13 protein-coding genes and 1 pseudogene are annotated in these 13,128 nt (G+C 39.1%); all 14 read right to left on the reverse strand.

Going from position 1 to position 13,128, the window contains the following annotated elements; genetic code table 11:
- Positions 1 to 19 precede the first annotated feature (19 nt).
- Positions 20 to 1,426 carry a dipeptidase PepV gene (gene pepV, locus A3I7_RS0100860; RefSeq protein ID WP_018374896.1) on the reverse strand — a complete coding sequence of 469 codons (1,407 nt, stop codon included), beginning with the start codon at positions 1,424 to 1,426 and terminating at the stop codon, positions 20 to 22.
- Positions 1,416 to 1,844 carry an ACT domain-containing protein gene (locus A3I7_RS0100865; RefSeq protein WP_018374897.1) on the reverse strand — a complete coding sequence of 143 codons (429 nt, stop codon included), beginning with the start codon at positions 1,842 to 1,844 and terminating at the stop codon, positions 1,416 to 1,418. Before A3I7_RS0100865 ends, pepV begins: the two co-directional genes overlap by 11 nt.
- Positions 1,844 to 2,446, reverse strand: coding sequence for a nitroreductase family protein (locus A3I7_RS0100870; RefSeq protein WP_018374898.1), 603 nt, complete (start codon positions 2,444 to 2,446; stop codon positions 1,844 to 1,846). Before A3I7_RS0100870 ends, A3I7_RS0100865 begins: the two co-directional genes overlap by 1 nt.
- Positions 2,447 to 2,926: 480 nt before the next feature.
- A complete protein-coding gene (locus tag A3I7_RS0100875) occupies positions 2,927 to 4,192 on the reverse strand; it encodes an acyl-CoA thioesterase/BAAT N-terminal domain-containing protein (RefSeq protein WP_245538830.1) in 1,266 nt (421 codons plus the stop codon).
- Entirely contained in the window at positions 4,141 to 4,602 is a 462-nt protein-coding gene (locus A3I7_RS0100880) for a MarR family transcriptional regulator (protein WP_018374900.1), read from the reverse strand. Before A3I7_RS0100880 ends, A3I7_RS0100875 begins: the two co-directional genes overlap by 52 nt.
- A gap of 220 nt (positions 4,603 to 4,822) precedes the next feature.
- Positions 4,823 to 4,978: a hypothetical protein gene (locus A3I7_RS13915; RefSeq protein WP_018374901.1), complete on the reverse strand. Its 156-nt coding sequence runs from the start codon at positions 4,976 to 4,978 to the stop codon at positions 4,823 to 4,825.
- A gap of 307 nt (positions 4,979 to 5,285) precedes the next feature.
- The gene (locus A3I7_RS0100890; RefSeq protein WP_018374902.1) at positions 5,286 to 6,470 is read right to left on the reverse strand and encodes an NADH-dependent flavin oxidoreductase; all 1,185 of its coding nucleotides are present in this window, start codon (positions 6,468 to 6,470) and stop codon (positions 5,286 to 5,288) included.
- 94 nt (positions 6,471 to 6,564) lie between these two features.
- Positions 6,565 to 6,873 carry an ArsR/SmtB family transcription factor gene (locus tag A3I7_RS0100895; protein WP_018374903.1) on the reverse strand — a complete coding sequence of 103 codons (309 nt, stop codon included), beginning with the start codon at positions 6,871 to 6,873 and terminating at the stop codon, positions 6,565 to 6,567.
- Between the two features lie 143 nt (positions 6,874 to 7,016).
- Positions 7,017 to 8,081 carry a sensor histidine kinase gene (locus A3I7_RS0100900; RefSeq protein ID WP_018374904.1) on the reverse strand — a complete coding sequence of 355 codons (1,065 nt, stop codon included), beginning with the start codon at positions 8,079 to 8,081 and terminating at the stop codon, positions 7,017 to 7,019.
- Positions 8,074 to 8,763 carry a response regulator transcription factor gene (locus tag A3I7_RS0100905; protein ID WP_018374905.1) on the reverse strand — a complete coding sequence of 230 codons (690 nt, stop codon included), beginning with the start codon at positions 8,761 to 8,763 and terminating at the stop codon, positions 8,074 to 8,076. The genes A3I7_RS0100900 and A3I7_RS0100905 overlap by 8 nt, the downstream gene beginning before the upstream one ends.
- A gap of 94 nt (positions 8,764 to 8,857) precedes the next feature.
- Complete coding sequence (locus tag A3I7_RS0100910; protein ID WP_026217061.1) at positions 8,858 to 9,532, reverse strand: ABC transporter ATP-binding protein; 675 nt, start codon at positions 9,530 to 9,532, stop codon at positions 8,858 to 8,860.
- Positions 9,532 to 10,620: an ABC transporter permease gene (locus A3I7_RS0100915; RefSeq protein WP_018374907.1), complete on the reverse strand. Its 1,089-nt coding sequence runs from the start codon at positions 10,618 to 10,620 to the stop codon at positions 9,532 to 9,534. Before A3I7_RS0100915 ends, A3I7_RS0100910 begins: the two co-directional genes overlap by 1 nt.
- A gap of 134 nt (positions 10,621 to 10,754) precedes the next feature.
- Positions 10,755 to 12,533 carry an excinuclease ABC subunit UvrC gene (uvrC, locus tag A3I7_RS0100920; protein WP_018374908.1) on the reverse strand — a complete coding sequence of 593 codons (1,779 nt, stop codon included), beginning with the start codon at positions 12,531 to 12,533 and terminating at the stop codon, positions 10,755 to 10,757.
- Between the two features lie 523 nt (positions 12,534 to 13,056).
- Positions 13,057 to 13,128 (reverse strand): annotated as a pseudogene (locus tag A3I7_RS13920) (IS200/IS605 family transposase); the annotation flags it as partial.

Genomic DNA, 13,128 nt, shown 5'->3' on the forward strand with positions numbered 1-13,128 from the left:
TTAGCTCTCTTAGTTTATATTATTTGATTAACTCATAAATAGCTTCAGCATAGATGGCTGCGGCACGGTAAAGGTCTTCTACATCAGCGAATTCATTGGCTTGATGCATGGTGTTTGTGTAGTCTGGGAACATGGCACCGAAGGCCACGCCTCGTTTTAAGAGACGTCCAAAAGTTCCGCCACCTATGATTTGTTCATGACCTTTGAGACCAGTTTGTTTTTCATAAACTGACAAAAGCGTTGCCACCAATGGATCATCTGCAGGCACATAGTGAGGAGTGTGTTCATGTTCTGACAAGGTCACCTTGCTAACGCCTTCTAATTTTTCAAGACCTGCTTTGATGGTTTGAGCATCTGTCCCTTGTGGGTAACGGAAGTTCAACGCAATGGTATTGTCAGCAGAAGTTTTATCAAAGTTGAAGACACCTGCGTTCATGCTTAGAGGCCCCATTTTAGCGTCTGTGTAGGCTACACCTAAATTTTCACCAGCAAAGTCTTCGTGAAGGACAGTTGCGGTGAGGTCAAGGTAAGCTTTAGCAGAACCTTCAAAAGCAAATTGATTGAGAAATTTGGCCAGATAAGTGGCACCATTGATTCCCGCTTCTGGTGTTGAACCATGGGCTGATTTACCAAAGACTGTCAAGACAAATTGATCCGCTTCTTCTTTAAGCTCAGCTGTCACTGGATATTCTGTAATAAATGCATTCAATTTTTCTTGTAAATCTGCTAACGCAAAATCTGCAGTGAAGGCTGCGGTTGCTGATTCAGGTACCATATTTTCACGAAGTCCGCCAGCAAAGCTATTCAAGGTAAATGCTCCGCTATTATCACCAGCAAAATGAAGATACTCTGTGATGTTACCTTTTTCACCATTGATGATAGGAAACTCTGCGTCTGGTGAGAAGCCGAAATCTGGATCTTTGAGACCATTGTGGGTGAAATAATAGTCCATGTCACCCCAGCCCGATTCTTCGTCGGTACCAACGATGAAACGGACTTTTTTAGACACTGGTAAGCCAAGTTCTTTGATGATTTTAAGAGCATAATAGCAAGCCATTGTTGGACCTTTGTCATCTGATGACCCACGCGCATAAAGTTTGCCATCTTTGATGACTGGCTCGTAAGGGTTGGTGTCCCAGCCACTGCCTGCTGGTACGACATCCAAATGGGCAAAAATCCCAAGAACTTCATCTCCCACACCAAATTCAAAATCACCAGCGTAATTATCAATGTTGCGGGCTTTATAACCATCACGCTCTGCCATTGCCAAAAAATGCTCTAGAGCTTTGACTGGTCCAGGTCCAAATGGATGTGTGCTATCAGCTTGAGAATCGTCTCGTTCTGAATTAATGCGCAAGAGGCTAAACAAGTCCTCCATCATGGCATCTTTGCGTTTGTCAACCTCTGCTTTAAAATCAATTGTCATATTTCTCTAAACTCTCTTTCTGTGCTACTTCTTGTAATGCTTTTAATGTTCTCATTGCCAAATCTGCTTTATCATAGGGCACTAAGATATGATCATGGTAATTTCCAGCTACCACATTGCAACTTAAACCAACTTCTCCTAATGCACTTGCAAAGGCGGCTGTTAAACCCACCGCAGCTAAATCAGAGTGAACATTTAGCGTAATCCAAGCTGATCTAAACTGAGCCTCTAAGCCATAGGCCTGTGCAACTTTTTCCGTGACAAGAACTGACAAACCTTCCTCTTCCTTAATACTCGCTTCAATCAAGTCAAAAGGAAGTTGTGACGAGGCAGTCAAGGTCGCAAACACAAAGACCTCTTCTTTTAAAACAGGCTCCATGCTCGCCAAAAGCTGATTTAAATCTTTGATGGCTGCCATTACCTTACCTCCATAATATCATCTACAGGTAAACGATAGGTTGGCTCAGCCTTTTCATCACTATACCCCACTGTCACTAAGACTTCTGGTCGAAAACGATGGTCAATCTCTAACACTTCATTGACTTTTGTCTTATCAAAGCCAAGAAAAATATTTGAAGCTAAACCTTGATCGGTCAGCGCTAAAACCAAATTCATCGTCACCAAACCAATATTCAAAGCTAGATAGTCGCTTGTGACTTGCGGGCTAAACTGCTGAAACATAGTGGGGTAGGCTTGCATATAGCGACTCAAGGCATCATCAGACAAAATTTTAACCCCATTTCGAGCAATTTTACGTGATCGTTTTGGAAGGTCTGTGTCGCTAAAAATAGCAATAACATATTGTGCTTCCTGAGCTTGATCTTTATTGCCACCATACATCACTTCTGCTAGTTGCTGTTTTCTCTCTTTTACAACCACAAACTTCCATGGTTGGATATTATGAGCAGAGGGTGCTAACGTAGCGATTTCAATTGCTGTGCGAACATCCTTAATATCCACTGCTTGATCCGTAAAATGTTTTATGGCATGACGTTTTTTATTGAGTTCTAAAAATTTCATGATGAAACCTCTCTAATTCTATCAGATGGGTCTATTCTACCATTTTTTGAAAGAGTTTTCAGCATTTTCGCATCATTTCCTTGGAAAATAGCAGAGCTTTTTGAACTTCACACTCGCTCAAAATGAAACATATAGCCATTCACCCTATCTTTGCTAAATATCAGAAAAAGCAGAGCTAATACTCAATGAAAATCAAAAGTAGCCTAGGAAACGAAGCCGACGATAGAACTTGAGTTCATCAAGGCAAGTTGACAACGGATAATTTTGATTTTCGAAGAGTATAACCTACATTTTAAGCTTATAGCCATAGACCAGATGACGCAATAAGCCCCTTGGCAATTTCATTATTTCTTAATTCTGTCGTTTGAAAAGCACTGAGTGACTCATAGAACTCCCTGACAGGCGCTGACAACCCCTTTTTGTCCTGTAAAAATTTGAGGGATAAACAATAGTAAAATAAACTGTGACTTCACACGTCTATTATAATTTCTTAAACTGTTCTAAAGTAGCATTCCAACTAATTCTTGTATCCTCTTGAAGTAAATCAGGATCCATTTTTTTATACCTTAAATTTGGTTGATAACTGACAGTGTTCATATGCCCAAGATGAGGCGTTACCAAGAAAGCATATTTACAATCACTACCTACCCTACTTCTAATGTTTTTGACAGCTCCATAAGCATCCCAAACCTCATCAGCTATAGAAGCAATAAACAAAACTGATGAGGTCAACTTCTCCACTGGAAAAAGGCTAGCATCATTTTTATGTAATTTCCTCTTTCGGGTAAAAATCTCGAACAAATAGTGTAACCATTGAAATTTGGTATAGGCTAATTCCAGCCCTCTGTATGTCCATGAAGATGTTCCTGATGGCCAGATACCGTTAATACCTTCAAAAACACAATCCGTGGGAGCATTGAGTACTAGGACTTTTAATGCGTTAAAATAACAAGCTGCTAGAAGGCCAAACTCCGCACCTTTAGAACGACCATAAAGCCCAATTTTATTAGAATCTACACACTTTAAATTTTTCAAATAATTCAATGCTTCCTCTATAATTTCAAGAGGAATCCGCTTTAACTGATTAGATAAACCATCTATACCAAAATAGGCTAGAGCTAATGTTACATACCCTCTGCTTGCTAAAAGTTGCGCAATATTTTGAGCTTTTTCAATCCCTCCCTCACTTCCACTAAGTACAATAATGGCTGGTGTTTTCTTCCACTCTTTTCCATAAAATACTCTACCAACAGGCCTTTTAAGGGTAACATTCTGGAAAGTAAGATTTTTCTGAAGGTAGTATCTCTTAAAAGAACACTTTCCTAAAAGTTGTTCATCTTGGTAAACGAATAATTGACAATCAAAAGAATCATTAAGAGGTATTTCATTAAATCTAGTGGTAGTCGAAGATCTTATCATTTTTTCAGGATGCAATCTTTCGAATAATGCCATTTGGTTAATTCCCCTATAATCTCCTCTGATTGCTGGACTTTGAGATAGAATAATTTCACCATCAGCACTTGTCAAAAAGACAGCAGATGATTGCCATTTAACAGATTTATCAAGTTTCATAGGAGCATTAATGCAGTAATAGTTTTCCAATTCAAGAACAAGCTTAACCTCTGTAAAAACAGGTAAGTTTTTTATAACTATATCCATAGGAACATCAGCAAGTTTACTTTCATCTTTGACAATCACTTGACATGCTTGCTTACATTTCTTGTATCCCATGGCAATTCCTCCCATACTTTTTCCACCTCCGCCATTAGGCTAAATAATTGCCTATAGAACGTATCTGGATAATTAGCTAAAACCCCATTTAATTGCTCAACCAAATACTCATGCTGGTATTGGTGGCTTTGATATACTTTTTGTCCGATTTTGGTTAAGTTAAAGGTATATTGTTTTGAATCTTTCTCAACACGACTGAGATAATTTTTAGTCTCCATACGTTTGACTAGTTGAGTAACCGCGCTTCGACTAGTCTGTCTTTTTCTAGCAATTTCTGCTAAAGTGAGTTGGGGATTTCTTGCAATTAAAACTAATGTTTCTACTTCAGCAAAATTTAAATCATCAATCTTGTGCTGTCTGTATTCTAATTCTTGATACTTCTTAAAAAATTGATTAAAGGTCACTATTACATCGTCATAAGTCATCTGCCATCTCCTTTTGTTAAGTATATTAACAAAATACAAGATAGACTGTCAAGAAAAAAGCGACTCTTCAAAAACTCCTTTTCACCGTTTAATATAAATACAGAGCAAATCTTAGTGATTATCGAATAGCATTTCCCCTTTTCAAGTACTCTCTAGCCAATGTTTACCAATCAGTCAAACCAGATATTCTAGATTTAATTCATTAATACCAAATTTTTGACTAAAAGCTATACCAAGTCCGATCAAATGTCCCTAAGTTGTTAATGTCAACCTTATTCTCATAGTTTAACTTCATAGGAAAAGTACCCCAAATGTTAGATTTTTCTCTAACATTTGGGGTAAAATTCAAGATATTTTCAATTTTTTTTGCTACCATAACGCTTCTGCAAATTATCCAATTACTAGTTATAATAGAGAGATTTGAATACTTTACAAGCCGTTTCCTCAAATACGTCTAAGACGATTTTGATTTTTTGAAATAAGTTTAATTTCCGAAATGTTTACTTCGTTGATAATATACAAGTTTAGTAAACATAAACTTATACTCTTCGAAAATCAAAATTATCCGTTGTCAACTTGCCTTGATGAACTCAAGTTCTATCGTCGGCTTCGTTTCCTAGGCTACTTTTGATTTTCATTGAGTATTAGCATGACATTTATTTTTTATGTTTTATATGCTCTTACTAGTTTTTAAACATATCAAACCGCCCTGTGTGGAGGTGATAGATATTCTCTCCTCCAGGCATTTTTGGTAAACCTAGAGAATCTGCTCGACTAAAGGCTTCTTTCAGCCCTGGTGTCCATGTCACATAGTCTAAACTTTCTGGACTAATTTCATGAAGAATCTCCTCCCCATGACCTTCTAGGACTTTTTTAGCAAATTGTGGCTCCACCAAGGTCCCACGTGCCACTGCAATCAAGTCCGCATAGTTTTCAACCGCATCTTGAGCCTCTTCTTCTGAGAAGACACCACCAACAATCATCAGCTTGGTTGAGGCATCAATAACTTCCTTGAAAAGTTGAGCATAAGATTTATCTGTATCTGCAGGGCCAGACCCATAGCCTGCCCAAAGTGATAGATGGATATAATCCAACTCCTGTTTCACCACCTGAGCAATCAACTGGGTGGACTCTTTATAAGTATAACCAATCGCATCTCCGTGAATTTCCTCTGGACTAATTCGATAGCCGATAATAAAGTTTTCTGGTCCTGCTTCTGCCACTACACGTTTAACTTCTTTAACAACTGCTAGTGGAAAGGCCATGCGCTTCTCCAGACTACCTCCCCACTCATCTGTACGATGATTAGATAAACTAGAAAAGAATTGTTGAATCAGGTAGTGATTGGCCCCATGAATCTCAACTCCGTCAAAACCTGCTTGAATGGCACGCTTGGTCGCCCTACCAAAATCCGCAATAATTTCCAAAATTTCTTCATGTGTTAATTCACGCACAGGATAGTCTAAAAATGAGAAATCAATAGCACTTGGTGCAACCACATCTTCCCCACTCACTGCACGCCCAACAGCAGCACGACCTCCATGGTGAATTTGTAAAACAGCTTTATTGCCATCTTTCTTCAAGGCCTGTGCTAGCCGTGTCAAGCCTTCTAAGTGCTCATCTGAATAAGCCCCAAGTTGCTCTGGGTAACCTGGGACATAAGCTGGTCCACCGTTTTCACTCACATAGTGAAACTCAGAAATTAATAAACTTGCCGCCTGTGAGCGCGCTTCATAGTAGCGAATGGTGTCTTCTGATACAAAGCCACCACGCTTACCTGAATGAGTTTGCATAGGTGCCATGGCAATACGCGAAGTCAGTTGAGCCCCGTGGCGAAGAGTCACTGTGTCTGTTACATGATGTGTCATAATTTTTCTCCTTTTTCTAAAAATATAGAACCTCAAAACGATATATCTAATTTTATCGATATATAATTCTAAAATAGAAGAGTCAAAGTTGACTCTAAATCTCTTTTTCTAACAAATGGCAGAGCTGAGAAATGGTTTCCTCATTTCGACGGTAATAGGTCCATTTGCCGATACGGGTGGCCGTTAGAAGATTTGCTTTCTGCAAGATAGCCAAGTAATGAGAAGTTGTCGACTGAGTCAGACCCAGTTTTTTCTGAATCTCTCCCACACAAACTCCAACACTGTCTTCATCTATCTCTGGATGTCCTTCATTTACAAAGTAATCCTTGGGAGATTTTAACCATTTTAAGATTTGCAATCGATGTTCATTCGCTAAAGCTTTGAAGATTTCTATTGTTTCCATAAGTTCATTATATCGTTTTTTCTCGATATGTCAATCTTTTTCTCAACATAGAAATTCGGAAATATAGAAAGAAGGTCCTTCAATAGAAACAGATCTTTCTAGGGATTTTATCTCAAAACCTTTTAAAAGAATTAATCCATAAGCTATTTTTTTGGTAGAGAGAGTTTAACCTGAGTTCCCTGTCCTTTTTGGCTTTGGTAGGAAATGTCAGCTTCCATGAGTGTCAAGATACGCTTAACCAGTGCCAAACCAAGGCCATTTCCTGAAATGTGACGCGAATCATCTGCCTGATAGAAGGGATCAAAGATATGTTCTAGTTCTTCTTTAGACATGCCAATGCCATCGTCTGAAATGACAACTTCTACGAAATCTCCCCTATCCCGAAGGCAGATTTCCAAATGTACTCTATCACTACTATACTTGACCGCATTTTCGATAAGATTTATCCAAATCATCATCAACCAGTCAGCATTTGTTCTGATACTAGTAGCTGGAGCATCAAAGGTCAAATCAATCTCTTTTTCCGTCCATTTTTCGGTAATTAGAATGAGAGCATGGCGTATCTGTTCATCTATCCGAACAATCTCATTTAGAGGCATCTTGTCCAAATAATCCAAGTGGGACAAGTCTAGTAGGGTAGTGGATAGATTGGACAGACGTAGGATCTCTGATTTTAGCAAAGTGAGTAAAGTCTTTTCTTCCTTCTCACTCAGCGCGCCATTTTCTAACAATTCTGCAATACTGACTAGTGAGGCCAACGGAGTTTTGAATTCATGGGAAACATTGCTGACAAAGTCCTTTTGCATCCTGTCCGTCCGACTTAAGGTACCGATCATACTGTTGAAACTTTCAGCCAGTTCATCAATTTTATTAAGGTAATCAGCATCTTTACGGAGGGATTGTTTACGCACAATCGTATGACTGTAATCCCCCTGAGCCGCTGCCTTAACCACCTGATTAAGTTCAACGATTGGTTTGGTAAAATGGTAAGCCCCAAACCACATGCTTAAGGCGCCAAAAAGAAAGGTCAGCAGACAAGTACAGAAAGACAGCACATATAAACTCTCCTTGGTTGGTATATCCTTGTAAAAAAGGCTATAAATGCCCAAAACCAAGACAATTGACAAAAGACAGGACAGAAACAGAATCACACAAAACAAAAAAGTGAAATAGGTTCTCAGTGGCAAACGAAAATACTTTTTAACCATCAAGCTTCTCCTCCCTGACAAGAGCTTTGTATCCTAATCCTCTGACGGTCTCGATGGAGACTTGAGAGTAGGGAAGAATTTTTTTCCGAATCTTTTTGATGCAAGTATCAACAACCCGCTCATCATGGTCAGTTTCAATGCCCCAAATACTATCAAGCAAATCTAGTCGGGTAAAAATTTTATTTGGGTTCCCTACCAATTTGTAAAGTACTTGAAACTCCTTTGGAGCAAAGTTCGTACTTATGACGCCATCCGTCACCGTTAGAGCTTCTTGATCCAATAGCAAAGCTCCAATTTGTAGTCGTTGACTGGTCTGAAGTCGAGCTCTTCTACAAAGCGATTCCACCCGCAAAATGAGTTCTTTAAGCTGTATGGGCTTAACCATATAGTCATCTGCTCCAAAACCGAAACCCTTTTCCTTGTCCTCCAAACCAGCCTTAGCGGTTAAGATTAAAATAGGCAAGTCGGGCTTAGTCAACCTAAGGCTATCAATCAGCTCATAGCCATTCACTTTGGGCATCATCACATCTGTAATTAAAAAATCAATAAAATCATGTTCAAAAATATCCAAAGCCTCTTGTCCATCATTAGCTAAGCTAACCTGATACCCCTCTTGACGAAGGGCTGTAGCCAGTAAATGCTGAAGAAGCTGATCATCTTCTGCCAATAAAATATGAAGCAAAGCATCTCCTTCCTACCCTACACACCGAACAGTTTTCTAAAAATAGTGCTGACTGAGATTAAACAATCAAATCATAAGAAAAGTGTTTCACACATTACTTTTCTTGAAAAAGCTGACCCTCTTTAAGTCGATAAACATAATCAACTACATCCAAAATTCGTTCATCATGAGTAACCATAATCGCAGCCGAGTGATTTTCCTTGGTCTCTTTTTGAAGTAATTCAGCAATTTGGCGACCCCGTGCTTCATCCAAGCTAGCCGTTGGTTCGTCAGCAAGTATCAAGGCAGGCTTAGCCAAGAAAGCTCTAGCAATCGCAGCCCTTTGTTTTTGACCACCAGATAATTGTTTAGGAAATTTTTTAGCGCAGTCACTAATGCCTAAATCATCTAACAACTCTTTTATGCGTTGATCCAAATTCTTGACCCGACTCATCTTTGCTGCCATGAGTAATTGGTCATAAACTGTCAGGTAAGGAAGTAGCTGGTGGTTTTGAAAGACAAAGCCAATTTTTTCACGACGAATACTGGTCCAGATTTTTTGTGTCGCCTGACTAATGTCTTGACCGTCCAAAATAATATGCCCTTTATCTGCTGACATGAGAACCCCAGCGATAGATAGTAGAGTACTTTTACCCGAACCCGACGGTCCCAAAATAGCTACGAATTCTCCCGCTGCCACTTCAAGTTGTAAGTTATTTAAAACAGTGCGTTTTTCTTCCCCATCTTGAAAGCTTTTTTGGATATCTTTTAAGTCTAAAATTGCTGGCATCATTCTTCACCTCCATTTATAATTTCAACTGGATCAATACGAGAAACGCGATGAATCGATACCAAACTAGACAAAACGGTAACGACTACAAATACCAGTGAAATAATGCCCATATTTTGCCACTGTAGATAAAACGGCATTTTAACTGGTAAGATACTAGCCATCGCTAGTGATAATAAATCTCCAAAAATGACCCCGATTAAAGAAAGTAAGAAAACTTGACTGATTTGCTGACTTGCAATGGCTGACATCGGCATACCAATAGCCTTTAATACGCCAAATTGCTGGCGCTTTTCTAAAGTGATAATGTAAAAGAAAACTGCTAATATGGCTACCGAAGCCACAACAAGTACCCAAAGAATCATTTGTAGGGTGGATTGTTCCGCTGAGTATCCTGGAATTTTATTGATAATTTCTGATTTTGTTTTAATCTCTGCCTTGCTAATGGTGGCAGTTTTTAAACTCTTATCCTTGCTCATGATGACCTGTGGACTGAAGCTATAATTGGGATTGCTGACTTTAACCAAGGAGGAATAACTTGCTTGACTGATAAAGCCAACTGAACTATGCCCATACATATAACCTTTGGTAAATCCCGTTACGACAAAGCTTGTTTCGCCATTTTTATCTTTTACCTTATCGCCAACTTCAACTCCATCTGCTTTAAAGCTCTCATCTAAAACAATGCCATTAGACTTGCTACTAAATGATTTACCAGTGGTTAATTTTGGCAAGAGTGTACTCTCATTTCCGAGGACGAAGTAAGTTACTTCCAACTTGTCTTTTTCTCCTTGAAGCGTCAAGGTGCTACGTTGGATATTTAACTCCTCAGTATCAGACAAATCTAAATCCAAAATGTCCGCCTGCTGCGCCTCCGTTAAGGTTGAGTAGGGAATGATACCCTCAGCATCTTCGTTGATGATAAAATACTGTGTGTCTAGTTGCTCAATTCCCGAACTAACAGCTTGACCAAGACCATTAGTCAAGCCAGACAAGAACATGACCATAAAAATCATGAGAATAACTAAACCTTCTACTAAGAAATATTTCTTCCTATAGAACAATATTTCCTTAAAAGCATATTTCATATGACATTTCCTCCATTCACAAAGCAGTATAGCACAGCTTTGTGACCTTAATATGACCTTTTTACAGGAAATGAGAAAATGTTTCAGCAGCCTACATGTTCAGATTAACAGCCTAAGTAAACACCGCATAATTTTTATTGAAGACTATCTAACCTTTCTTTGACCTCTTGTGCCACAGCACGTGGAATACCACAATTAACAATGTCGTCAATGTTAGCTTTTTGGATGTTGGGCAGGCTTCGGAAATGCTTCATAAGCAACTGCTTACGCTTTGGACCAAGTCCTGAAATACCATCCAATTTTGAGGAGAAGGAATTTTTTCCACGCAATTGCCGATGAAAGGTAATAGCAAAGCGGTGAACTTCATCCTGAATACGTTGGAAAAGAAAAAATTCTTCAGATTGCCGTGGTAAGGGCACCACTTTCAAGGGACTGCCAAAGAGGAGTTCGTGAGTCTGGTGTTTATCATTTTTTTGCAAACCAGCTATGGGAATATCTAGACCCAGCTTATCTTCAATGACTTCACGCGCTACATTGACCTGCCCTTGTCCGCCATCAATGATAATAAGGTCAGGTGGTGTCAAGTCATCCTTTAACACACGGCTATAGCGACGATAGATCACTTCACGCATGCTAGCATAGTCATCAGGGCCAACGACGGTTTTAATTTTAAATTTTCGATAATCTTTCTTACTTGGCTTGCCATCCACAAAAACCACCATAGCAGCCACAGGACTTGTTCCTTGAATATTGGAATTATCAAAGGCTTCAATGCGGACAGGTTTGGGAATATTGAGTAAATTACCAATATTTTCGATAGCACCGTGTGTTTTCTTTAGATCCTTTTCAACAAGATCAAATTTTTGCTGCAAACTAACTCGAGCATTTTTTATGGCCAGATTAACTAGCTGCTTCTTCTCGCCACGCTGCGGCTTGATAATCTTAGTATTAACCAATGCCTTGACCAATTCTTCGTCAATGTTCTTGGGAATAAAAATTTCCTTGGGAATAAAATGCCGCTTGTCCTGATAAAATTGTCCGATAAAGGTCAGAAAATCTTCTTCCTCTTCATTGTAATAGGGAAACATATTAACATCACGTTGGATGAGTTTCCCTTGTCTAACAAAGAAAACTTGAACACACATCCACCCCTTATCCACATAGTAACCAAAGATGTCTCGATCCTGCATGTCCTGATTCATGACGCGTTGTTTAGTTCTCAAAAGATTAACCGCTTCGATTAAATCACGATATTCGGCCGCCCGTTCAAATTCCATAAGTTCCGAGGCCCTGGTCATCTTCTGGCGTAGCTCATTCACAATCTTATCGTCCTTACCATTGAGGAAATTCTTGACATCTTCCTTTAATTCCTCCCAGTAAGCCTTATCAGTATGGCAAACAGTGTGAGCATGGCACTGCCCTAGATGATAGTAAAAACAAACTTTTTTGGGAGGATTAGTACATTTTTTAAAAGGAAAAAGCCTATCTAAGAGACGTTTAATCTCCGTAGCGGCTCCCGAGTCAGGATAAGGACCAAAGTAAAGACCACCATCCTTTTTGATTTGTCGTGTAATCACCAAGCGAGGGTAATGTTCATTGGTGATTTTTAAAAAAGGATAGGATTTGTCATCCTTGAGACGAATGTTATACTTAGGCATATTTTCTTGGATAAGATTGATTTCCAAAAGAAGAGCTTCAGTATTTGACTCAGTGACAATGTATTCAAAATCGGAAATTTCAGACACCAAAAGTTCTGTTTTGGTGTCGTGGCTACCATGAAAATAGCTGCGCACCCGATTTTTTAAGTTTTTGGCCTTTCCAACATAGATAATAGTTCCATTTTTGTCCTTGTGAATATAACACCCCGGACTATCCGGTAATAATTCCAGCTTATGTTTGATTAAATCGTTCATAGCTTTATTTTATCAAAAAATACCGGAAAGACCCAGGTAAAAACACCTCAGTATAAAGTACGCATGGTTGAATAAAAAAAGAAGCCAATACTTCCGTATCAACCTCTTTAAAGAATTTTTCCCTAAATGTTAGTGACAAAAACTAGTAACCCAATTGGCATAAGTTTCAAATTCTAGGTAACTTAATTCATGACTGTATCCAGAATTTCTGATACTGGTCAAATAGTGATTCTGGAGTTGAATTTCATCCTGATTTAATGGAGGACATGCCCGATTCAAGCTTGACAGCACACACTTGATACAATTTAAATAAACGTTTATCAAAAATAAGTGTCCTTGCTAGGTTAGAAAACATCTCCTCTAGCTGTCAATTGATACCCAATCATGACCACCCGTCTAACGGGTGGTTTGAACAGGGGCTATAAGCCCACATCACCAGCCAGCGCCTAAAGACGCTGGCTTTCACTTTGTTCAAGCCTAACTGCTTTTGACTCGTCACTTGCCTCTTAAAGAGGCGTTGGTATTACTTGCCATCATCCCTAAAGGGATCTTCGTATTCTTTTACGCTCAATTTATCTAGGGCGAGGTCATGTTT

Origin of the sequence: Streptococcus orisratti DSM 15617 (genome assembly GCF_000380105.1) — a bacterium.
Taxonomy (GTDB): domain Bacteria; phylum Bacillota; class Bacilli; order Lactobacillales; family Streptococcaceae; genus Streptococcus; species Streptococcus orisratti.

Bases quoted from the DNA above. Each gene is read 5' to 3' on its own strand.
- A3I7_RS0100880 (WP_018374900.1), bottom strand. From the start codon at position 4,602: ATGACTTATGACGATGTAATAGTGACCTTTAATCAATTTTTTAAGAAG.
- A3I7_RS0100890 (WP_018374902.1), bottom strand. From the start codon at position 6,470: ATGACACATCATGTAACAGACACAGTGACTCTTCGCCACGGGGCTCAA.
- A3I7_RS0100915 (WP_018374907.1), bottom strand. From the start codon at position 10,620: ATGAAATATGCTTTTAAGGAAATATTGTTCTATAGGAAGAAATATTTC.
- A3I7_RS13915 (WP_018374901.1), bottom strand. From the start codon at position 4,978: ATGGTAGCAAAAAAAATTGAAAATATCTTGAATTTTACCCCAAATGTT.
- pepV (WP_018374896.1), bottom strand. From the start codon at position 1,426: ATGACAATTGATTTTAAAGCAGAGGTTGACAAACGCAAAGATGCCATG.
- A3I7_RS0100895 (WP_018374903.1), bottom strand. From the start codon at position 6,873: ATGGAAACAATAGAAATCTTCAAAGCTTTAGCGAATGAACATCGATTG.
- uvrC (WP_018374908.1), bottom strand. From the start codon at position 12,533: ATGAACGATTTAATCAAACATAAGCTGGAATTATTACCGGATAGTCCG.
- A3I7_RS0100875 (WP_245538830.1), bottom strand. From the start codon at position 4,192: ATGGGAGGAATTGCCATGGGATACAAGAAATGTAAGCAAGCATGTCAA.
- A3I7_RS0100900 (WP_018374904.1), bottom strand. From the start codon at position 8,081: ATGGTTAAAAAGTATTTTCGTTTGCCACTGAGAACCTATTTCACTTTT.
- A3I7_RS0100865 (WP_018374897.1), bottom strand. From the start codon at position 1,844: ATGGCAGCCATCAAAGATTTAAATCAGCTTTTGGCGAGCATGGAGCCT.
- A3I7_RS0100910 (WP_026217061.1), bottom strand. From the start codon at position 9,532: ATGCCAGCAATTTTAGACTTAAAAGATATCCAAAAAAGCTTTCAAGAT.
- A3I7_RS0100870 (WP_018374898.1), bottom strand. From the start codon at position 2,446: ATGAAATTTTTAGAACTCAATAAAAAACGTCATGCCATAAAACATTTT.